Origin of the sequence: Flavobacterium sp., assembly GCF_027533505.1 — a bacterium.
Taxonomy (GTDB): domain Bacteria; phylum Bacteroidota; class Bacteroidia; order Flavobacteriales; family Flavobacteriaceae; genus Flavobacterium.
In genome coordinates this window covers 1-23,091 of the sequence record NZ_JAPZUB010000038.1, presented here as the reverse complement: position 1 = coordinate 23,091, position 23,091 = coordinate 1, and the positions used below count along the sequence as shown (strand labels likewise).

The 23,091-nt window shown below is 41.3% G+C and carries 13 protein-coding genes; all 13 read left to right on the top strand.

Annotation, left to right across the window (positions count from 1 at the left end):
- Positions 1–166: 166 nt before the first annotated feature.
- The 13 genes from O9316_RS09055 (at position 167) to O9316_RS08995 (ending at position 22,815) form a co-directional block, all read left to right on the top strand.
- Positions 167–1,933, top strand: coding sequence for a carbohydrate binding domain-containing protein (locus O9316_RS09055; protein ID WP_298204477.1), 1,767 nt, complete (start codon positions 167–169; stop codon positions 1,931–1,933).
- Positions 1,934–2,014: 81 nt separating this feature from the next.
- Positions 2,015–4,831 carry a triple tyrosine motif-containing protein gene (locus O9316_RS09050; protein WP_298205566.1) on the top strand — a complete coding sequence of 939 codons (2,817 nt, stop codon included), beginning with the start codon at positions 2,015–2,017 and terminating at the stop codon, positions 4,829–4,831.
- A gap of 263 nt (positions 4,832–5,094) precedes the next feature.
- Complete coding sequence (locus O9316_RS09045) at positions 5,095–8,226, top strand: glycosidase (protein ID WP_298205567.1); 3,132 nt, start codon at positions 5,095–5,097, stop codon at positions 8,224–8,226.
- 11 nt (positions 8,227–8,237) lie between these two features.
- Positions 8,238–9,638, top strand: a complete 1,401-nt coding sequence (locus O9316_RS09040) for a glycosyl hydrolase family 16 (RefSeq protein ID WP_298205568.1) — start codon at positions 8,238–8,240, stop codon at positions 9,636–9,638.
- 18 nt (positions 9,639–9,656) lie between these two features.
- Complete coding sequence (locus O9316_RS09035; RefSeq protein WP_298205569.1) at positions 9,657–10,484, top strand: glycoside hydrolase family 16 protein; 828 nt, start codon at positions 9,657–9,659, stop codon at positions 10,482–10,484.
- Positions 10,485–10,511: 27 nt separating this feature from the next.
- Positions 10,512–13,988, top strand: coding sequence for a hypothetical protein (locus O9316_RS09030; RefSeq protein WP_298205570.1), 3,477 nt, complete (start codon positions 10,512–10,514; stop codon positions 13,986–13,988).
- Positions 13,985–15,238, top strand: a complete 1,254-nt coding sequence (locus tag O9316_RS09025) for a glycosyl hydrolase family 17 protein (protein ID WP_298205571.1) — start codon at positions 13,985–13,987, stop codon at positions 15,236–15,238. Before O9316_RS09030 ends, O9316_RS09025 begins: the two co-directional genes overlap by 4 nt.
- A 57-nt stretch (positions 15,239–15,295) precedes the next feature.
- Positions 15,296–16,753 carry a glycoside hydrolase family 30 protein gene (locus tag O9316_RS09020; protein ID WP_298347119.1) on the top strand — a complete coding sequence of 486 codons (1,458 nt, stop codon included), beginning with the start codon at positions 15,296–15,298 and terminating at the stop codon, positions 16,751–16,753.
- Between the two features lie 26 nt (positions 16,754–16,779).
- Positions 16,780–19,125: an MFS transporter gene (locus O9316_RS09015; protein ID WP_298205573.1), complete on the top strand. Its 2,346-nt coding sequence runs from the start codon at positions 16,780–16,782 to the stop codon at positions 19,123–19,125.
- A gap of 10 nt (positions 19,126–19,135) precedes the next feature.
- Positions 19,136–20,077, top strand: a complete 942-nt coding sequence (locus O9316_RS09010; RefSeq protein WP_298205574.1) for a glycosyl hydrolase family 17 protein — start codon at positions 19,136–19,138, stop codon at positions 20,075–20,077.
- Positions 20,078–20,103: 26 nt separating this feature from the next.
- Complete coding sequence (locus tag O9316_RS09005) at positions 20,104–21,807, top strand: family 16 glycosylhydrolase (protein ID WP_298347117.1); 1,704 nt, start codon at positions 20,104–20,106, stop codon at positions 21,805–21,807.
- A gap of 224 nt (positions 21,808–22,031) precedes the next feature.
- The gene (locus O9316_RS09000; RefSeq protein ID WP_298205576.1) at positions 22,032–22,616 is read left to right on the top strand and encodes a sigma-70 family RNA polymerase sigma factor; all 585 of its coding nucleotides are present in this window, start codon (positions 22,032–22,034) and stop codon (positions 22,614–22,616) included.
- Between the two features lie 55 nt (positions 22,617–22,671).
- Complete coding sequence (locus O9316_RS08995) at positions 22,672–22,815, top strand: hypothetical protein (RefSeq protein ID WP_298205577.1); 144 nt, start codon at positions 22,672–22,674, stop codon at positions 22,813–22,815.
- Positions 22,816–23,091 lie beyond the last annotated feature (276 nt).

Below are 23,091 nucleotides of genomic sequence, written 5' to 3'. Positions count from 1 at the left end.
CTATATTATTAAAACTTAGGTGTTGTTAGCCCTTGATTTAAAGCAAAAACCAGCTTTTTCAATCGTTTTCGCTTCATTTTTTTTTGTATAGTTTTTATATAGTGAGGGATATTTTTTTTGGAGCATGCTATTGCTAAATTTACAATTCAACTAAATGAAAAAAATTATGAAAAAAATTACTGTATTCTTTTCATTGTTACTGGTACAATTGGGGTTTTCTCAAAATCTAATTACCAATGGTAACTTTGAGAGTGGTTCAGCCGGATGGTCTGGAAATGCCTTAAACGTAGTCGTTGAAGGTGGAAATAGCTACAATGCAGCCAATGTGACTGCTGCAGGTAATCCATGGGATGTAAATTTGAGTTACGTATTACCCTTGGGACCAGTAGGAAAAACGTACAACTTAAAGTTTGATGCTTTTTCTAATACCAATCGTATTTTGGTAGCGGGGATAGGTTTGAATCAAAGTCCTTTTACAAGTGTGGTACAAACTGTAAACTTAACTCCTACATCACAAACGTTTAATTTAACATTGGTAGCTAGTTTCGAAAGTGCTACGAGTCGTATCATTTTTGATATGGGTAACGCTACGGGCTTCGTTGGAATTGACAATGTTGAATTGACAGAAGTTCCCACACAGCTTCCCTTGATCCAAGATTTTGAGAATGCTTCAACGTTTAACTTTGCTGGATTTGAAGGTTTGGCTAGCGCTGCGGTTGTAGCTGACCCGGTATCGGGAGGAACACGTGGTAATGGTTTCCAATTGACCAACCAAACTTCGGGCAATCCATGGCAAGGAGCGGAAATTGTTTTAACCACAAAACGTGTAAAGTTAACGACGAATAAAACCATGCAAGTGGATGTATATTCCACGCAAGCTTTTAATCTTTTGGCCAAAGTAGAAGTAGGTGCACCAGCATCAGCAACTTCGCAAGCGTATACAACCCCAGGACAATGGCAAACGCTAACGTTCTCCTTTACTACTGGAATGGACAATACCGGGGTAGCTAATGGCGAATACCAAAAAATTGTTTTCTTCGGAAACTGGAATGCAACCAACACTGGGTTTAATCCTCCAGCCAACTTTGCTTTTCACGTAGATAACATCCGTGCTGAAGAAGCGGCGATCACTCCTGATCCTGAGCCAACGACAGCAGCTCCAACACCTCCAAACCGTGCAGCAGCAGATGTGCGTTCTATTTTTAGTGATGCCTACCAACCTGTCGCAGTAATGGGATATACAGGTGAAGACAACACCTACAACAACTCTTGGTGTGGTGGAATTACCTCTTTAGTAAGTATACAAGGAAACCCAACGAATAAAGTAACGGGTCTTGGATGTGAAGGTGTAACGTTCTTGAGCGGTCGTTTTGATGCTTCTTCGTTTACTCATTTCCACATTGATTTTTGGACACCAACGGCGACTCAAGATAAGAGTTTTAATGTAAAATTCTCCAATTGGAATGGCGGGGCTGGTGAAGCCAATGCAATTGAATTGTCAATGACCAATGCGAACTTATTGACCAACCCTAATCCAGGTACTTGGTATTCAATCGATGTGCCTTTGGCAAGTTTTACTCCAATTAATGGTGCTAATCGTAATGACTTAGTGCAGTTTGTAATTACTTCTGATTTGGGAACAGTATACTATGACAATGTTTATTTACACAAAAATACAGTATTGAACAATGCTGAATTTGAAGCGACACAAGTAAAAGTTTTCCCAAATCCTGCTGAATCGGTATTGAATATCCAAGCCGCTAATGGGATTGAAAAAGTGACTATCGTAAACATTATGGGACAAACTGTTTTCCAATCGGCAGCACTTGAAAATTCAATTTCTTTGGATGTAACTGGATTCCAACCCGGTATGTACATCGTAAAAACAACTGTTAACGGAATAGAGTCTTCTCGAAAATTCTTGAAAAAATAATCGTTGTACCTCTTTATTTATTAATTTTAAAAACCTTGATTTGAAAATTTCAAGGTTTTTTTTATCTAAAAAAGTAGACACATGTGTAGGAGAAAATATTGGGTATTCATTGGGTTAATTTTGGGGATGTTTTTAGGATTTTCCCAAGAGTATCCACCGATTATTAAGTTTACCAATGCCACTTACAATGCAGGGAATCAAAATTGGATGATTGCTCAAGATGCGCATCACTTTATTTATTTTGCCAATAACGAAGGATTGCTGGAATATAACGGTTCAACATGGCGTTTATATAAATCGCCTAACGAAAGTATTTTGCGTTCGGTAAAAGTGATTGGCAAGCGGATTTACACCGGTTGCTACATGGATTTTGGGTATTGGACGCGCAACACCAATGGAAATTTAACCTACACCTCACTCACCACAAAAATAAAGTCCAAAATTCTTGATGACGAGCAATTTTGGAATATTATCAGTTATGATCAATGGGTAGTTTTTCAATCGCTAGATCAACTTTACATTTACGATACCCAACGCGAAACATTTCAAATACTAAAACCCAATGCCAAAATTCTAAAATCGTTTCTTACAGGAAATACAATTTACTACCAAACAAGTGATTTCAACCTCTATGAAATCGCCCAAGGTAAAGGCAAGTTAATTGCATCGGCCGCTACTTTGGCAAATAACAAAATTGTCAATATCTATGCGCAAAACACAGGTCTTTTAGTGCATACCCAGTTTAATGGCTTTTTTAATTTGCAAGGCACTTCGTTTACAAAATTCAATACGGAAGCAGATAAAGAAATTGCTAATTCCAGTATTTACAGTAGTCAACAATTAAAGGACGGCAGTTTTGCCGTGGGAACCATTTCCAATGGCGTTTATATTTTATCGCCGCAAGGCAGTGTGCGTTTTAATTTGACGCAGTCCAAAGGGTTGTGCAACAATACTGTACTTTCCTTGTTTGAGGACATGAGTAATAATCTATGGGTGGGACTGGATAATGGCATCAACTGCATCAATTTAAACTCGCCGGTACGTAGTTATATTGATGAAACCGGTACGCTTGGAACCGTTTATTCGGCGATTGTATTTAACGGAAATCTGTATTTGGGGACCAATCAGGGTTTGTTTTATAAACCTCAAAATAGCAATATTAAATATCAATTTGTTAGTGGCACCAAAGGGCAGGTTTGGTCTTTGTTTATTCACGATAACACCTTGTTTTGCGGACATGATTCGGGGACGTTTACCATTCAAGAGGGGACGTCAAAACTCATTTTTTCGCAATCCGGAACTTGGAAATTTTCCGTAGTTCCTTTTCAAAAAAACAAATTACTACAAGGTAATTATTATGGAATTTCGGTATTGGAAAAGGTCAATAATCAATGGCAGTTTAAAAATAGAATCCAAAATTTTAATTATTCAGCTCGGTTTTTTGAATTCAACGCCCCCAAAGAAATCTACGTGAGCCATGAATATAAAGGATTATTTCGCTTACAAGTTGACCCTACGTTGACCAAAACATTGAATATCTTTACCTATTCAAATCCAACAAAGAGTAAGAATGCAGGATTATTTCGTTACAATAACAGAATTTATTACGCCTACAAAAACGGGATTTTCCGGTTGAATACCCAAACCAAAGCGTTTGCCAAAGATGTCGTTTTGAGTGAAGCCTTTCAAAATAAAGAATACACTTCGGGCAAGATTACCGTCGATGCTGCCGGTAAACTTTGGTTGTTTTCAAAAAACTACATCAATTGCTTTGCCTCCAATAAAATCAATGCCCAACTCAAACGAACGATTTTACCCATCCCCTCCCGTTTGATTAATCCGATGTTGGGTTTTGAAAATATTTCACAAATTTCCTCCAACGAGTATCTTCTCGGTACAACCGATGGGTACTACATCTTTGACAATAATGCCTTGCGCTTAAAAAGCCATCAAATCGCACTTACCGATGTTAGTGTAGGCAAACAAAATCAATCGTCAATAGATGTCCCTCTACAAGCGGAAGGCGATTTTAGTCACGACGATAACAATATCTCATTCAACTTTACAGTACCGCAATACAACAAGTACATCTTTACAGAGTACCAATATTTACTGGAAGGGTTTCAAGACGATTGGAGCGAATGGACTACCAAATCGGCCATTAACTTTCGAAATCTTCCCCCAGGAGATTATGTATTTAAAGTACGTGCCCGCATTACCAATTCCCTTTCTGAAAATACAGCTACTTACCGTTTTTCCATTGCTAAACCTTGGTATGCGACAAACTTGGCGCTGTTTTTCTATCTCATCGCAGGCATTTTCCTGTTCCGATATATCAATAAACAGTACCGCAATTATTATATGCGTCAACGCGAAAAATTGATCGAAGAAAACAATAGACTGCTTGAAATCAAAGAGCTGGAGAATGAACAGCAATTAATGAAACTACGCAATGAACAATTGGCCCAAGATGTAGATGCCAAAAGCAAAGAGCTGGCCGTTTCTACCATGAGTTTACTTAAAAAAGACGAATTATTGGCCTTGATTAAAGAGGACTTGAAGAAGACAACCGTTGAGCCCAATAGCAGCCGTAGTATAAAGTCGTTGATTTCAACCATTAATCGCAACATTGGCGAGGAAAATACCTGGAAAGTGTTTAAAGAAGCTTTTGATACGGCCGATAAAGACTTTTTGAAGAAAGTCAAAGAGGCACATCCCTCATTAACGCCCAATGATTTAAGACTCTGTGCGTATTTACGCTTAAACTTATCGTCAAAAGAGATTGCTCCATTATTGAATATTTCTGTGCGCAGTATCGAGATTAAACGATATCGTTTGCGTAAAAAAATGAATTTACCGCACGAAAAAGGCCTCGTAGAGTATATTCTCTCTATCTAATGAAGATAAAAAGCGTTAAAATTCCCTATACAAAACCTCTACAAATTAATTTTTTATTTCTGTTATGAGCAGGATATAAATTTAAAAAACAATCGCTTAAAGCCCTTGTTATATATGGGTTTTAGCGCAAATGAATTGAAAATCATTTTGTATGTTTTTTGTTGAGGTGAATTCCTTTTCTCAATTAAAGACACTACTTAATTTTATGAAATTATTAATTCAACCAAATTTCAACTCTTAAATTATCTAATCCTTAATAACCAATGAAAAAAATTATTATTCTACTCTTTTTTGGCTGTTCTTGGTTCGGTTTTTCGCAATCCGAGCGCGTAACGCTAGACAAGACGAACGCAGAAGTACGTTTGAAAGTAAACGGCAAAGATTTCATCATTAATGGAATGAACTGGGATTACTTTCCAATCGGTACCAATTACAATTACAGTTTGTGGAATCAACCGGATTCATTTATTCGTCAAGCCTTAGACGATGAAATGGGCATGTTAAAAAATATGGGGGTAAATACCATTCGTGTGTACACAGGAATGCCCAAAAAATGGATTGAATATGTCTATGCCACCCACGGTATTTATACAATGCTAAATCATTCTTTTGGACGTTACGGGTTAACGATTGATGGGGTTTGGACACCTATTTCAGAGTATGCTGATCCCAAAACGCAAGCCCTTTTACTTCAAGAAGTTACTCAAATGGTGGCCGAATACAAAGACACCAAAGGATTGTTACTTTTCTTATTAGGAAACGAAAACAACTACGGTTTGTTTTGGGACGGTGCTGAAACCGAGAATATTCCAATCCAAGACCGCAAGTCAACTATACGTGCCAAGTCCATGTACCAATTGTTCAACCAAGCAGTGGTAAAAATGAAAGCGATCGACAGTTCGCGACCCATTGCCATTTGTAATGGAGACTTACTTTTTCTCGACATTATAGCCAAAGAATGTAAGGATGTGGATATTCTTGGGACCAATGTATACCGCGGTGTATCGTTTGGGGATTTGTTTGAGCGTGTAAAAAAAGAATACGGAAAACCAGTGCTTTTTACCGAGTTTGGAGCTGATGCTTTTAACGTACAAACCAACAAAGAGGATGGCAACGCTCAAGCCTTTTATTTGAAAGGAAACTGGAAAGAGATTTATGAAAATGCAGCGGGCATGGGTAAATCTGGAAACTGTATTGGAGGGTTTACCTTTCAGTTTAGTGACGGTTGGTGGAAATATGGTCAAACTAAAAATTTAGACGTTCACGATACCAATGCTTCTTGGTCCAACGGTGGGTACCAAAAGGATTTTACCGAAGGCGAAAACAACATGAATGAAGAGTGGTTTGGGATTTGTGCTAAAGGCGCTCCCGATGAAAATGGGTTTTACCAACTATATCCAAGAACAGCCTACTACCTTTTGAAAGATATTCATCAATTTGATCCGTATGCTCCCGGAGCCAATCCCGCGCAATTGCAAAGTGTTTTGGATAAAACCCAAATCATGGATGCAGCCTTACGTGCACGCAGCGATAAAGCCGCTGCCGAAGCATCACAAGGAAGTAAAATTCGCGTGACGCGTTTGTCCGCCGAGTTCACTACCTTCAATACGGGCGGTTCTTTAATTACCACACCCGAGAGTCCGACCCCCAATTTTAACGATTTCCCAAACCAACAAGGGTTTGATAATATGGAATCGTATTTTGTAGGGATTGGAGGAAATCCATCGGCCAATTCAAGTGCCAATATCGAATTTAACGTTTTAGGAAATGTGGCACAAAACCCCATCGATCAAATCTTTTATGAAAATCGCGGACGTCCAGTTATTGTTAACGGACCCAACGGGCCTGTTCAATTGCAAGACAACAACCGTGTTCAAGTGTATCGCGCAAGCTACAATTGGAATAGCAAATATTTTAACTTAACCGGATTTTACCGAACCGGACATTACCATTGGGGGTATGAGGGCGATTTCTTCGGATTGTACCCAGAGGCGAATTATGGTCCACAGATGGATATTTATAACGGAATTGCACCCTTCGGTTTTGAAGTAGAGGGTAAGAAAATGCTCAACGGTTTGAAAGTAGCTTTCGGACCTCAGTTGTGGTGGGGCGCCAACCCTGCTATCTTGGTAAAATACAGTCGTAAAATTGCAAACACCGATTTTACAACCATTTTTCATGAAGACCTAGAACAACAAGGTGCCATTGTGAGTTCCTTTGCCGTTCCTCAACCGAAAACGCGTCGTCTTACGCTTCACGTTAATCGTAAGTTTGGGAAATTAGCAGTCGATTTAGGCGGTATTTGGGCAGGTCAACCCTTGAATGGTCGCGATTATCAAGTAACCCGTGATTCAGAAACGGGACCACAAGTATTTTTGACTCAAGTTGAATCCAAAGACAACTGGGGAGGAAAAATGAAACTAACCTATACCGGCGGTCGTTTCAATTGGTACGGACAAGGAGCAGCCATGGGCTTAGTAGCCAATGGAGGAGCCGATTTAACGCAAACCTTTACCGGATGGCGTTTGAAAGATAGTGGAAGTGGTAACCAGTATAATGTTTTAACCGGTTTCACTTATACTATCGGAAAGCTTCAAATTGCACCTAACTTTTTATGGCAAAAACCTTTAGAAGGACCAATGACTACCGATGTACCTGCACCAGGACGTCCACGAAATATTTTGGACGATCCCTTTGTAGTTCGTTCCAACCGTGAACAAACGGCAGCCGAAATTTTATTCACCTTCGACCAAACGCCAGGAACTTGGATGTACGAATGGGATAACGATCGTACAGAAGATTCAAAATTCTCGGTTAGTGCTGGTTTTGTATACCGTCATTTACCTACCTCACAAGATGCGGCTATTGGTATATTGGGCAATGGAAGAACTTTGTTTGCTTTTGATGGCGCTGCACCTGCTGCCGATTTGTGGGAAGTCAATACCCGTATTGTATCAAAATTGAATAAAGATTTTGGAGTTATTGCAACCCTATATGCCGGTGATGCCCAAGCTAACGGTAGTGATGCTCGAAAAATTACCCGTATGGGAATGGATTTGCGAGCCATTTATAAAAATGTAAAATTAAATTCTGCGATCAAAATCAACGATTGGGGTCCGTATGACTACCACCGTGACTTCAACTTAACGTTCCCCTTACAGTTGATGGCTGATTTGTCCACTACCATCGGAAAACCAGATTGGTTTATTCTTCCTGGAACTCGAATTGGGATTCGCGGCACATGGCGTTCTTTAGATAAGTATTCGCCCCGTTATAATCCAACACAAATTCAAAATCCAGCAGGGGAGTGGGTGCCCGATCCAAATGCGATTGGTTTTGACAATGGACAAGAATGGGAAATTCGAACCTATATTCACATTAATATCATAAATTAAAAAAATACCCTATGAAAACGAGATTTATGAATGCAATTACAAAGACCCTAACCGGCTGTTTGATAGCGGGTTTTGTGGTAGGGTGTGAAAACGACCCTAATGATTTCAAAGAAGCCAAGTATTCTTCCAACCCTGATGTATTTATTGATACCTTCAGTGGGGGATTAAATTACGCTGCTTTCGGAGGTTCCGTCTTGACCGCTTTTCAAGTGGATAATGACGTTACCTACAACAACACAGAAGCTTCGATGCGTGTCGATGTTCCTAATGTAAATGATCCTTCAGGGTCCTATGCCGGGGGTGCATTCTTTACAACGGTAGGTCGTGACTTATCGTCCTACAATGCACTCACCTTCTATGCCAAAAGTTCGGTAGCGGCTACCCTCGATGTTGTGGGTTTTGGCATTGATTTGGGTGAAAACAAATTCCAAGCGGCCATCAATGGATTGAGTTTGTCTACGGTATGGAAAAAGTACATCATTCCTATTCCTGATCCTTCTAAATTGAAAATGGAAAAAGGAATGTTCTATTTTTCGGAAGGTCCTGAGAATGGCAATGGATACTCGTTCTGGATTGATGAAGTACGGTTTGAAAATTTAGGTACAATTGCTCATGCGCAAGCCCGAATTTCCAATGGACAAAATGCTTCAGTAACGACGTTTAGTGGCGTAAATACACCTATCACCGGAATTGGATCGGTTTTCAATATGCCCAATGCCATCAACCAAGCGGTATCCATGTCGCCAGCATACTTGAATTTTACCTCGTCCAATACGGCAGTGGCCACTGTAAGCAATACAGGAGTAGTAACTACCGTAGGAGCAGGAACAGCAGTGATTACAGCAAAATTAGGGACTCAAAACGCGACAGGTTCATTAACCATCAATTGTCCCGGAGCGTATGTCAATGCACCAACACCAACCTTGAATCCGATAAACGTCATTTCCATCTTTAGCGATGCCTACACCAATGTCCCTGTGAATTACTACAACGGTTATTGGCAACCTTGGCAAACTACCGTTTCAAGTGATTTTACGGTGAATGGAGATAATGTTTTAGGATATAGCATTTTCAACTTTGTAGGAATGGAGTTTAGCAGTCCAACGGTAAATGCTACCGCAATGACTCATTTCCACTTGGATGCATTTATTCCTGGTCCTATCGCACCGGGGCGTCAATTGCGAGTTATCGTAGTAGATTTTGGAGCCAATGGCGTGTTTGGAGGTGGAGACGATACCCGTCATTCGACCACATTTACTGCGCCGTTCTTGGTGTCACAAAATTGGATGTCTATCGAAATACCCTTCACAGCCATGCCTAATTTGGCCAGCCGTTCCAACTTAGCTCAAATCATTTTAGAGGGTGGCGACGGTTCGGTTATTTACGTGGATAATGTCTATTTCCACAATTAATCATTTTTAGTAAACTCTATGAAAACACTTATAAATAGTACAAAAGCAGTCGCCCTACTCACGCTGGGATGCTTTTTTACGGGCTGCGAAACAGATACCAAACAAAATATCGAAAGTCGTAATTGGCAATTGGTATGGAGTGATGAATTTGATGGCGCTTCAGGTCAATCGCCCGATGCTACCAAATGGACCTATGATATCGGAACAGGAGCTAATGGCTGGGGAAACCAAGAACTTCAATTTTATACTAATCGGGTACAAAACGTATCCACCGATGGGGAAGGGAACTTAGTCATTACCGCTTTGAAGGAAAATTATAACGGTTCCCAATACACCTCGGCTCGAATCAAAACCAAAGGCAAATTTGCACAACAATACGGACGCTTTGAGGCGCGATTGAAAACGCCTTACGGGCAAGGTTTATGGCCAGCGTTTTGGATGTTGGGCGATAATTTTGAAACCGTTGGTTGGCCCAATTGCGGGGAAATTGATATTATGGAGTTACGAGGTCAATTGCCCAGCACCATCAATGGAACGATTCACGGACCAGGATATTCAGGAGGAAATGCCATTTCAGGAAGCTATACCTTGTTTAACGGACGCTTTGATACCGGTTACCACATTTTCGCTGCCGAATGGGATGCCCAAAAGATAGACTTTTTCGTTGATGGCTTTTTATACAAACGCATTGCCAAAAGTGATGTGCCCGGCGATTGGGTTTTTGATCAAGCGTTCTTTATGATTTTAAACGTCGCTGTGGGTGGAAATTATGTAGGATTACCAAACAACAATACTACGGTGTTCCCTCAAAAAATGACCATCGACTACGTTCGTGTATACCAATAAAACCATTTGTAGACTGAAAATAATACCATGAATTTTAGTGCCCCTTTTTCTTCTAAAGCAGATATAAAAAATCAAAATAGTCCTGCCGATATGGAACTCGTAACGCTGTACGATCAACAGTTTTTTAAAATTTCGAATGTCGATCACATGCGCCCTTTTTTCATGAGTATGGTAAGTGATGCCAACCATTGGTTGTTTATTTCCAGTAACGGCGGACTCACTGCGGGACGTAAAAATGCAGAGTATGCCTTGTTTCCATACTATACCGATGATAAAATAACAGAATCCATCGATACTACAGGAAGCAAAACTATTTTTCAAATTCAACACGAAGGTAAAATCGTTTTATGGGAACCTTTCTCAGAACGATTCAATGAATCCTTTACCCTCACGCGCAACCTCTACAAAAGTTTCTACGGAAATAGTATCGTTTTTGAAGAAATTCATCATGATTTTGACCTCACTTTTCGCTACCGTTGGCATACCAGCGATATCTATGGGTTTGTGCGCACTGCAGAAGTAATCAACCATGCCGAACAGGATTACGTCATTCATGTATTGGATGGAATTCAAAATATCATGCCTCATGGCGTAAGCGCTGATTTACAAAATGCGACCAGTAATTTGGTCGATGCCTACAAGCGCAACGAACTCATTGCCGAAGTAGGATTAGGAATTTATGCACTCAGTGCGATCATAGTAGACAAAGCCGAACCGAGTGAAGCCTTAAAAGCCAATGTGGTTTGGTCGTTGGGACTCAAGAATCCGAAATACTTGGTTTCGTCGCAGCAAGTGGCTCATTTTCGTAAAAAAATGCCTATTGAAACGGAGTACGATGTCAAAGGCGAAAAAGGGGCCTACTTCGTCGTTAGTGAAAACTATTTGGTTAAAGGCGAAACGTTACAATGGCATATTGTTGCCGATGTGAATTACAACCAAGCGCAAGTGATTGAACGCATCGAAGCCTTAAAGTCTCCCGATGATTTGGAAGCCAAAGTGATGGCAGATACGCAATGGGGGACTCAAAAATTAATTGCGCTCAATGCAACCGCTGATGGATTACAGTTTACGGCAGATGTGCGCAAAGATGCCCGCCATTTTTCCAATGTGCTCTTCAATATCATGCGAGGAGGAATCTTTGACCACAACTACCAAGTGGATAAGGCTGACTTTCTAAGCTACCTTAATCACGCCAATTCTGAGATAGCGGCCAAGCATAAAGCGTTCTACATAAGCTGGCCCGAACAGTTTGACTATCAATACCTTTGTGGAAAAGTAGCTTCTTTGTGCGATGATGATCTTACGCGACTTGCGGTTGAGTACCTACCTTTGAAATTTAGCCGCCGTCACGGCGATCCCAGTCGTCCTTGGAACAAGTTTTCAATCAATACACGTAATGAAATTGATGGATCCAAAATTTTGGATTACGAAGGAAACTGGCGCGATATTTTTCAAAATTGGGAGTCGCTAGCCTATGCCTTTCCTGATTTTATCGACGGAATGATTACCAAATTCTTAAATTCCTCGACCTTTGATGGGTACAATCCGTATCGCGTGACCAAAGGAGGTTTTGATTGGGAAACCATCGAACCCGATAATCCGTGGTCGTATATTGGCTATTGGGGGGACCACCAAATCATCTATTTACTTAAATTTTTAGAGTTTAAAGAAAAGTACCAACCCAATTCTTTGCAAGAATGGTTTGATAAGGAACAGTTTGTTTATGCAGCCGTACCCTATCGTATTAAACCCTATGAAGAAATTATACAAAATCCCAAAGACACCATCACTTTCGATTGGGACTGGGAAAAAGAAATACACCATCGTAAAGCCAAAATCGGTGCCGATGGGGCACTGCTAACCGACAAGCAAGATGCGATCTATCGGGTTACCTTCATAGAAAAAATTCTGGCTACCGTATTAGCTAAAATGGCCAATTTTATTCCCGAAGGGGGGATTTGGATGAATACGCAACGTCCGGAATGGAATGATGCCAACAACGCTCTAGTCGGAAACGGGGTTTCTATGGTCACCCTATATTACATGCGTCGTTTTCTCTCTTTTTTCCAAGAGGTATTAGAAAAAACACCCCAAGACACCATTAAAATCTCGGGCGAAATGGTCGAGTTTTATCATACGTTACGGGAATGTTTGGAGCAACGAACGCATTGGTTACAACAACCAATTAGTGACGCCCAGCGCAAAGAAATGGTCGATTGTTTAGGAAAAGCCGCTTCTGAATACCGCACGCAAATTTATGAAAGCGGATTTTGGGGCAAGAAACGAACCCATTCCATGGCGGGCTTAAAGCGATTTGTTGCACTTGCTTTGCAGTATTTAGAACATTCTATCCAAGCCAATCAACGTCAAGACCAATTGTATCATGCCTATAATTTGATGGAATATACTCCCAATGGAATCACCCTTGATTACCTTCCAGAAATGTTGGAGGGACAAGTAGCCGCTTTAAGTTCGGGCTTTTTGTCATCAGAACAAGTGGTGACCACACTCGATGCCTTGCGAAAAAGTGCGCTTTACCGTCCCGATCAGGATAGCTATGTGCTTTATCCTAACAAGGCATTACCGAAATTTTTAGAGAAAAACAATATTCCCGCCGAGGACGTTTTGGCTTCTCCATTGTTACAAAATATGGTAGCGCGCAACGATGCTCGTTTAATCAACAAAGACCTGCACGGGAACTATCACTTTAATGGTAACTTTCATAATGCCAACGATGTGACTGCAATGCTCAAGCAACTTGAATCACAAACGGAATATGCTGATGTATTGGCCCAAGAAGCACCTGTAGTTTTACAACTTTTCGAAAAAGTATTTGTACATAAAGCATTTACAGGACGGTCGGGGACATTTTATGGCTACGAAGGTTTGGGATCCATTTATTGGCATATGGTTTCAAAGTTGGTGCTAGCGGTTGCTGAAATTTATGAAAAAGCCAAAACTCAAAACGAGTCACAAACACGAGTTGACCGTTTAGCAGACCATTTTCATGCTCTTAACACAGGAATTGGGGTGCACAAATCACCCACTGTGTATGGGGCATTTCCCACCGATCCCTATTCGCATACCCCATACCATCGTGGCGCTCAACAACCCGGAATGACGGGTCAGGTGAAAGAAGATATTCTGTCGCGAAACATCGAATTCGGATTGCAAATAGAAAACGGGCAATTGCATTTTAACCCAAGTTTGTTGTCGCGAAAAGCGTTTGTGGCCAAAGAACGAACGGTAACATTAGTCGATGTTACGGGCGAGCCTTACACCGTAGACCTTCCCGAACATAGTTTGGTATTTACCTATGCACAAGTTCCTGTTGTCTATCAATTGAGTACTGCGTCACAAGTGTGCGTCACTTTTTCCGATCAATCGCAGCAATGGATTGAAGGAACAAGTTTGCCACAGGACCTTTCTGCAAAAGTCTTTTTACGAACAGGGGCGATTCAAAAAATAACCGTTCCTATTGCCCCCAATCAAGTACAGGAATGAAACGAATAAGTGGTTTTTTGGGATTGCTTTGTTTGCTCTCGTGTGCCTCAAAACCTATTGAAAATAAACGTATTGCTATGACTGCAGCTGAACTATTAGGAAATCCAGACTATCCCGCACTTTGTTACGGTGGGTATCGCACAACCACGCGTGATCAAGTGCCAACAGTCGCCGAAATCAAAGAGGATTTGCAAATATTGGCCGCCATGAAAATCAAAATCTTGCGTACGTACAATGTGCATTATGCCGAAGCAGAACACCTCTTACAAGCGATTCGGGAACTCCAGAAAGAGCAACCCCGTTTTGAAATGTATGTGATGTTGGGCGCTTGGATCGATTGTAAAAATGCTTGGACAACTGCTCCGCCGATTCATCAGGAAGAGAGTGAACGTAATGCGGTTGAAATTGCGGAGGCGGTGCGACTAACGCAGGCCTATCCCGAAATTGTAAAAATTATTGCGGTAGGGAATGAAGCGATGGTGCATTGGGCCTCAGCGTATTATGTTACCCCTAAGATCATTTTGAAATGGGTCAATTATTTGCAATCGCTTAAAAAAGAGGGGAAACTTCCCGCTTCGTTATGGATTACGTCTTCCGATAATTTTGCCTCGTGGGGTGGCGGGGACAGCGTATATCACAACGCCGATTTGAACGCTTTAATTCATGCCGTAGATTACATTTCGTTGCACACCTATCCCATGCACGATACCCATTACAATCCTGTTTTTTGGGGTGTGACCGACAAAGAACAAACATTGTCCTTACCAACACAAGTCGACTCACTGATGTACAAGTCGGTACGCTACGCCCAAGCACAATACCAAGCCGTAGTGCGGTATATGCAATCCACGGGAGCGCAAAAACCCGTGCATATTGGCGAAACGGGTTGGGCAACATACTCCAACGAACAGTACGGCGCTTCGGGGTCGCGTGCCACGGATGAATATAAATCGGGGAAGTATTACCAAGCGATTCGCGAATGGACGACCCGCGAAAAGATTGCTTGTTTTTACTTCGAGGCTTTCGATGAACATTGGAAAGATGCCCAAAACCCTGGGGGATCCGAAAATCATTTTGGCTTGTTCACCTTAGAAGGGCAGGCAAAGTATGCGCTCTGGCCTTTGGTTGATCAAGGAGTGTTCAATGGATTACAACGCAATGGCCGTTCGATTACTAAAACCTACCAAGGGAATCTTTCAACCCTTATGCAAGAGGTAAAACTTCCTCAAATTCCTGAAATGCAACGCTAAATGAAGTCTTTTTGTCCTACATATCACCGTTGTTTAATTTTTTCCATGTACTGTTTTATGGCTACATTACTCAGTTGTGCGGGAAGTCAAAAATTAGCGTGTACGGTTTATGAAACGTCGGCGCAAGGAAATGCTTTGACACTCGTAAACACATTTGAACCTATCCCTTCAACACCGATTACCATTGTTCTTCATCCCGAAGAACGTTTTCAAACCATTACGGGATTTGGCGGATCGTTTACCGAAGCGGCTGCATCGGTCCTTCACGGGTTAAGTCCGGCCAACCAAAAAATGGTATTGGAAGCGTATTTTAGTGCGGAAGGGGCACACTATTCATTGACGCGAACCCATATGGCTTCCTGTGATTTTTCGCGGCAGAATTATACCTACGCTCCGGTAGAAGGCGATGTCGATTTGAAACAATTTACCATTCAACCCGATCGCGCCGATTTGATTCCCATGATTAAAGCAGCCCAAGCGATAACTAAGGATGGATTTAAAATCATCGCTTCGCCTTGGACCTGTCCCCCGTGGATGAAAGACAATAAAAGTTATGTAGGGGGCAAATTATTACCCGAATATCAACCGGCTTTTGCCTTGTATTTTTCAAAATATCTTACCGCTTACCAAGCTGAAGGAATTCCTATTTGGGGCGTAACAGTTATAAATGAGCCGCATGGCAACGGAAATAACTGGGAAAGTACCTTGTTTTCGCCCGAAGAAATGACGCAATTTGTACAACACTACCTCGGACCCCATTTGGAGCAAGAGGGTTGGGGTAAGGTCAATATTTTAGGATACGATCAAAACCGAGCCGGATTACCCGAATGGGTAGATGCCATGTTTCGCAATGAAGCTACCGCAAAGTATTTTGCAGGAACTGCAATCCATTGGTATGAAAGTACCTATGATTATTTCCCCAAAGCATTGCAATATGCCCATCAAAAAGCACCTTCCAAATATTTGATTGAAACCGAGGGCTGTGTTGATTCAGAAGTCCCACATTGGAAAGATGATGCTTGGTATTGGAAAAAAGAAGCCACCGATAGGGGTTGGGATTGGGCTTCACCGCAAGAAAAACATTTGCATCCTAAGTATGCTCCCGTGCATCGTTATGCCACCGATATCATTGGATGTTTAAACAATTGGGTCGACGGTTGGATTGATTGGAACATGATACTCGATCGCCAAGGAGGTCCCAATTGGTTCAAAAACTGGTGTGTAGCACCTATTATTGCCGATCCTCAAACCGATGAGGTATACAAAACGCCACTGTATTATGTCATGGCGCATTTTAGCAAATTCATGCGTCCAGGAAGTGTACGTATTGGTTGCAGCCAATCCCCACACGAATTGATGAGTACCGCTGTTCAAAATCCAGATGGATCGATAGCGGTGGCCATTTTTAATCCAACCGCAAACAAACAAACAATTTCTATTGAATTGAATCATCAAAAAACAATGATTTCAATTGATAAAGAAGCACTACAAACCATAGTAATCAAACCAAACTAAGACACTAACTTATAAACAAAAGCATTATGTCAACTATAAATTCAACACCATCTGGGAAGGTACCCCTAGGGCAAAAAATCGCCTTCGGATTAGGTATGCTTGCAAATCAAATGTTTCCCGCCATGATTGGAATTTTCACCGTTGTGTTGATTGAAAATATTGGATTTAGCGGATTGCTACTGGGTTTAACGTATTTTATCCCAAAGTTTTACGATGCGTTGTTTGATTTGATAATGGGCTATGTAAGCGATAATACAAAATCGAAATGGGGTCGAAGACGGCAATATGTTTTGGCCGGCGCCATTATTTTAGGAATTTCCTTTGCGCTCATGTGGCAATTGTATGCCGAAAACGGAGTCACCTATAATTTTTGGTACTTTTTGATTGTTTCATTGATTTTTTACTCGGGATTGACCATTTTTAGTATCCCGTATGTTGCCATGGGCTATGAAATGAGCGACGATTTTCATGAACGGACCAATATTATGGCCACGTCCCAGCTTATAGGTCAATTGGCATGGGTGGTAGCGCCTTGGTTTTGGGTAATCATGGCCGATAAAACCTTATTTCCCTCAAGTGATGTTGCGGTACGAACATTGGCTGTTTATGTAGCTATTGGTTGTGCTATTTTAGCAGCCATTCCCGCTCTTTTTATTCCCAGTAAATCCACGCTAAATGAAAAGTACAGCCCCATCGATTTTAAGGGTATACTCGGAAGTTTTGGCGAAATAAAAGAGGGATTAAAGGCATCGATTGAAATCAAACCCTTTCGGAAAATTTGTATTGCCACGTTTTTAATTTTTAATGCTTTCCAGACGACAGCCGGATTTTCATACTTCATTATTAAATATTACCTGTTTAAAGGCAATGAAAATGGGTTTGGTTTATGGCCTACCTTATTCGGTTGTGTGGGAGCCCTGATTACGACCTTAGTGGTGATTCCTATTGTGGCTTTGATGTCCAAGAAAATGGGTAAAAAGAAAGCTTTTTTGGTTTCTCAGGGAATTTCAGTCATCGGATACATTTTACTGTACTTGTTGTTTGTGCCCGGTAAACCCTACCTTTTTCTGTTTGCCTTACCTTTTTTCTCCTTCGGAATAGGGAGTTTATTTACCTTAATGATGTCCATGACCTCCGACGTGATTGATATTGACGAACTCAATACAGGCAAAAGAAGGGAAGGAACTTTGGGCGCGATTTACTGGTGGATGGTAAAATTTGGCACCGCCGTGGCGGGATTGTTGAGTGGCTTAATTCTCTCTTTGGTGGCTTTTCAATCCAACGCAGCGACGCAAACCGATGAAACCATGTTTTGGTTGCGCATTTTCTTTGTGGGGATTCCTATTTTAGGGACTTCAGTCGCCATTTGGGTCATGAAAGATTACGATATCGATGAAGCCAAATCCAGAGAAGTGCGAGCGGTGTTAGATCAACGAAAAGAAAAACCTAAAAATTATTCTTCAGCTTATCTTTCAGGAAAATTGGTGTCATTGCTCAAAAGTGGTTCCATCAATACCAAAGTGGATCAGGAATTGAACCGTAAAAGCGAAACCGAATTAAGAGCACTTTTTGCGGATACGTTACATTATGGATTGCACGGATTGTGTTTCAGTCCCTATCTCGAAAATCAAAAAGCCGGTGATATTCTAACCGAAGATCAAATTCAACGACGCATCGACATTATTGCTCCCTATACCCATTGGGTGCGGTCTTTTTCGTGTTCGGAGGGCAACGAATTAATTCCCCAAATAGCCCAACAGAAAGGGTTGAAAACAATGGTTGGCGCCTGGATTAGTAACAACAAAGAACGAAACGAAATTGAAATTGAAACACTAATCAAACTCGGAAAATCAGGTTTGGTTGACATTGCAGCCGTTGGAAACGAGGTGTTGCACCGAGACGAAATTTCAGAACAAGAGCTAATGGCTTATATCAAACGCGTTAAAGAGGCCTTACCCGATATTCCTGTGGGTTGCGTTGATGCATATTACCAATTTTTAGATCGACCACATTTAATTTCGAGTTGTGATGTATTGCTCGTTAATTTTTACCCTTTTTGGGAGGGCGCCAATAATGATTATGCCGTTTCCTATCTAGAAAATATGCTAGAAATGACGCAAAAGGTGGCACAAGGAAAGAAAATCATTATCGCTGAAACGGGGTGGCCCAGTAAAGGAGAGACCGTTAGTGAAGCAATTCCCTCAGAAATGAACGCCATGAAATATTTCTTAGCCTCTCAAAAATGGGCAAACCAACACCATATCGACGTATTTCACTTTTCTTCTTTTGATGAAATGTGGAAAGTAGAACAAGAAGGTGAAGTGGGAACCGCTTGGGGGATTTGGGACAAAAATGAGAAAGTAAAATTCTAATAAAGTTATTATGTCATTTAGAGAAGGACATCATTTTTCGTTAAACGAATTCAACAGCGAATGGAATGCAATACATGCTATTCAAGAGTATAAATCCCTTGATATCAAATTTGCTGAAGTAGCTCAAAGGGAGTTAAAATCGTTTTGGAGAGAAACACTTCAGCAAGGTATTTACGGCATCTGCTTCAGTCTTTATGCCGAAGGACAACGTCCCGGAGACTCCATTGATGCCGAACAAGTTAACCGACGTATTCAACTATTAAAACCCTATGTCAAAGCAATTCGCTCGTTTTCAACGATTGAAGGCAACGAACATATTCCACGCATCGCCCACCAAAATGGAATGCAAACTCTAGTAGGCGCATGGTTGGGACCCGATTTGGAAAAAAATGAACGCGAGATTGCTTCCTTGATTACTTTGGCGCAAGAAGGTTGTGTGACCATTGCCGCAGTGGGAAATGAGGTCTTGTATCGCAATGACCTTACCGAAGAACAGTTAATCGCCTACATTCTTAGGGTACGCGAAGCCCTGCCCCCCTCAATTCCTGTGGGATATGTTGATGCGTATTACGAATTTTCGCATCGACCCGCCCTCACGGAAGTGTGCGATGTGGTATTGGCCAATTGCTATCCCTACTGGGAGGGCTGTCCCATTGAATACGCCCTTTCACACATGCAAAGTATGTATTATGGAGCCAAAGCGGCGGGGAAGGGGAAACCCGTGATCATAACCGAAACCGGCTGGCCGAGTGCGGGCGGTGCGTTACGAGGTGCTGTGGCTTCCGAAGAAAATGCCATGCGTTATTTTATTGAAGCACAACACTGGGCTCGTGAGGCACAAATTCCAATGTATTACTTTTCCTCCTTTGATGAATCGTGGAAAGTAGGGGCGGAAGGCGATGTGGGCGCTTATTGGGGACTTTGGGATTCCCAGGAACAATTGAAATTTTAACTTCACCCCAAAATATCAAAAAGGCTATGAAAAGAAAATTAAATTCTCTGCTACTATGGAGCCTTTTGGCTTTGTTTCAAACGGGTTACGCCCAACTGGATGTTATTTATAATGATTTGGTCTGGTCGGATGAGTTTGATACCAACGGAGCCGTGAACAGTACCAAATGGCACCATCAAACTCAAATTCCCCCCGGCGGAAATTGGTACAATGGCGAGGTGCAACACTACACCAACCGACTGGATAATTCGTTTGTCTCCAATGGCAATTTACACATCGTGGCCAAACGGGAAACCTTTACCGATCAAAACGTGACGAAATTATTTACTTCAGCACGACTCAATTCAAAATTTGCCTTCACCTACGGGCGTGTGGACATTCGTGCCAAAGCACCCAATGCACAAGGAACATGGCCAGCCCTGTGGTTGTTGGGACGCAATATCAATGAAGACGGCGGATTTTTTGATGCCGTGTATGGCAATACCAATTGGCCGGCCTGTGGCGAAATTGATATCATGGAGCATGGAATTTTCCCCAATCAACCGCTAAATTACATCGGTGCCGCGATTCATACGCCCTCCTCTTTTGGAAATACCATCAACAAAGGCGGCATTCAAGCCTCCGATATCGCCCAAAACTACCATGTGTATTCCATGAATTGGTCGCCCAATCAAATTACATTTTTGTTAGATGGCGTGGCGTATTATACCTATAATCCAGCAATTAAAAATGCAAGTACTTGGCCGTTCAACGCCGAACAATACCTGCTGTTAAACATTGCTATGGGTGGATTTGCAGGCAGTATTCCCGCCAATTATACACAAACCTCAATGATTATTGACTATGTTCGTGTTTACCAAAATACGGTCCCGGATACCATAGCACCGCTCAATTTTACGGCATCTGTGGGGGCTGTGACGAGTTCAACCATCCAATTGTTATTGAATGCCACCGATAATTCGGGTACAGTTTCCTACACAATTACCTATCCGGGTGGAACGCCTCAAACGGTATTTGGTACGTCGGGGCAACAACGTTCGGTGACGATAGCTAACCTTACCCCCAATACGCCGTATACTTTCACGATTACGGCTTCGGATGCCAGTGGAAATCAAGCCGCCAATAATCCGCAGCAAGTAAATGCCTCCACCGTGCCCGTTCAGGGTTGCGCGGGGAGCAGTAATGAAGCACAACAAGGGACGTTTACCACAGGATACAATTATTTGTTTGAAACCTTTGGAACCGATGTTCGTATCACTTTTGAACTGTTGGATACAGGTCGCGTTGGCTTGGTGGCCTTGTTGTGGCGTCAAAGTCCATTTGCCGAGTTTCAAATGACCAATACCACGGGGCAAACATTTACGTATACATTAACAGGGCAAACCCCAGGAGCAACGATAAACTACGCGGTAAAGTTCGCGTATGCTGGGGGCCTTTCGGTGACCCGTTATTTCTCGTATGTGGTGGGAAGTAATTGCGCCTTAGAATTGTCAAGTCCCGACGCATTATCGTTTCAAGTATTGAATCCAGCGTCTCAAGAATTGCGCATACAAGCGTCTTTGCCCATTGACAAAGTGGCTATTCATGATATGATGGGACAAGAGGTATTAACAGCGTACACTGCTACCGATCGCATTCCCATTCAAGCGCTAGCTCCCGGACTCTATTTGGTAACCGTTTATGCCGAAGGGCAGAAGCGTACCCAAAAAGTGGTTGTCACCCAACAATAGCAGCGAATTTCATAAAAAATAAATCCCAAAGTAACGTGGTTTCTGCCGCTTTATTTTGGGATTTTTGGGTTCAATATGTTAATTTATCGAAAGAAACTTGCATATTAAAAAAATATTATAGTAAATTTGGCTATTACTTAACACTAAATTCTTTTGCCTATAGCGTAAAAAACTACTTTTTAGATTGACAACAGAAACAAAAAAATCACTAAAAAGGGTTCGCTATGGCTACAACTCATCTCACCGATTCTGTCTTAGTACAGCAGTATATTGCAGGCAATGAAAATGCTTTGGCAATATTAATTAACCGGCATCAATCCAAAATTTATGGATTTATCTATTCCAAGTTACCCGATCGGGATGTAGCAGACGACATCTTTCAAGATACCTTTATTAAGGTCATTAAAACGTTGAAATCGAATGCCTACAACGAAGAGGGGAAGTTTTTGCCTTGGGTGATGCGCATTGCACACAACCTTATTGTGGACCATTTTCGAAAAAACAAGAAAATGCCTTTGGTACGCGATACCGAGGAGTTTTCAATCTTCTCAGTGATAAAAGACGATTCCAAAACTATTGAAGGTTTGATGATCAGTCAGGTCATTGAAGAGGATTTAAGAAGAATCATTCAGGAATTGCCCGCAGACCAAAAAGAAGTCTTGGTGATGCGCATTTATCAAGACCTGAGTTTCAATGAAATTGCTGAAATTACAGGGGTGAGCATCAATACCGCGCTGGGAAGAATGCGCTATGCGTTGATGAACTTGCGAAAAGTAATTGAAAAAAATAAAATTATTTTAACCAATTAACAATATTTGACCTACGGTAACGTTATAGATGGGAATAACACGCAAATTTACCTCTATGGCGAAACTTTACTCTCAAAAAGCCTTTTCCACTCCGAAACGGCTGCCCAAAAAAGAAACGGTACAGTTTTTACTGAATTATTCAAAAGCCTTGAAAATTGTAAAAACGAGCCGCATGAACTTCGAACTGATTACCAATTAAATTCATGATCCCGATAACGTGCATTATCGGGATTTTTTTTATCCTTTTACCTTCTTGTTTTTAAAAGCGAATTTTTTTGAGTAATAATTTAAATTATTCATTTTAAAAGCATTACATTAGATGCATATAAATACCAATGGCTATGGTCTAATTAATATACGGTAAATTTATTATGTTTTTAAATTCATACCATGCGGAGAATGATGTAGCTATTAACAACACGGTTTTCTTTAGCGGACTTTGACTTTCATTTATGATTGATTTTAGCGCATACCA

Coding starts and splice junctions, on each gene's coding strand:
- O9316_RS08995 (WP_298205577.1), top strand. CDS start 22,672: ATGGCGAAACTTTACTCTCAAAAAGCCTTTTCCACTCCGAAACGGCTG.
- O9316_RS09005 (WP_298347117.1), top strand. CDS start 20,104: ATGAAAAGAAAATTAAATTCTCTGCTACTATGGAGCCTTTTGGCTTTG.
- O9316_RS09000 (WP_298205576.1), top strand. CDS start 22,032: ATGGCTACAACTCATCTCACCGATTCTGTCTTAGTACAGCAGTATATT.
- O9316_RS09020 (WP_298347119.1), top strand. CDS start 15,296: ATGGCTACATTACTCAGTTGTGCGGGAAGTCAAAAATTAGCGTGTACG.
- O9316_RS09050 (WP_298205566.1), top strand. CDS start 2,015: ATGTGTAGGAGAAAATATTGGGTATTCATTGGGTTAATTTTGGGGATG.
- O9316_RS09040 (WP_298205568.1), top strand. CDS start 8,238: ATGAAAACGAGATTTATGAATGCAATTACAAAGACCCTAACCGGCTGT.
- O9316_RS09030 (WP_298205570.1), top strand. CDS start 10,512: ATGAATTTTAGTGCCCCTTTTTCTTCTAAAGCAGATATAAAAAATCAA.
- O9316_RS09015 (WP_298205573.1), top strand. CDS start 16,780: ATGTCAACTATAAATTCAACACCATCTGGGAAGGTACCCCTAGGGCAA.
- O9316_RS09035 (WP_298205569.1), top strand. CDS start 9,657: ATGAAAACACTTATAAATAGTACAAAAGCAGTCGCCCTACTCACGCTG.
- O9316_RS09010 (WP_298205574.1), top strand. CDS start 19,136: ATGTCATTTAGAGAAGGACATCATTTTTCGTTAAACGAATTCAACAGC.
- O9316_RS09025 (WP_298205571.1), top strand. CDS start 13,985: ATGAAACGAATAAGTGGTTTTTTGGGATTGCTTTGTTTGCTCTCGTGT.
- O9316_RS09055 (WP_298204477.1), top strand. CDS start 167: ATGAAAAAAATTACTGTATTCTTTTCATTGTTACTGGTACAATTGGGG.
- O9316_RS09045 (WP_298205567.1), top strand. CDS start 5,095: ATGAAAAAAATTATTATTCTACTCTTTTTTGGCTGTTCTTGGTTCGGT.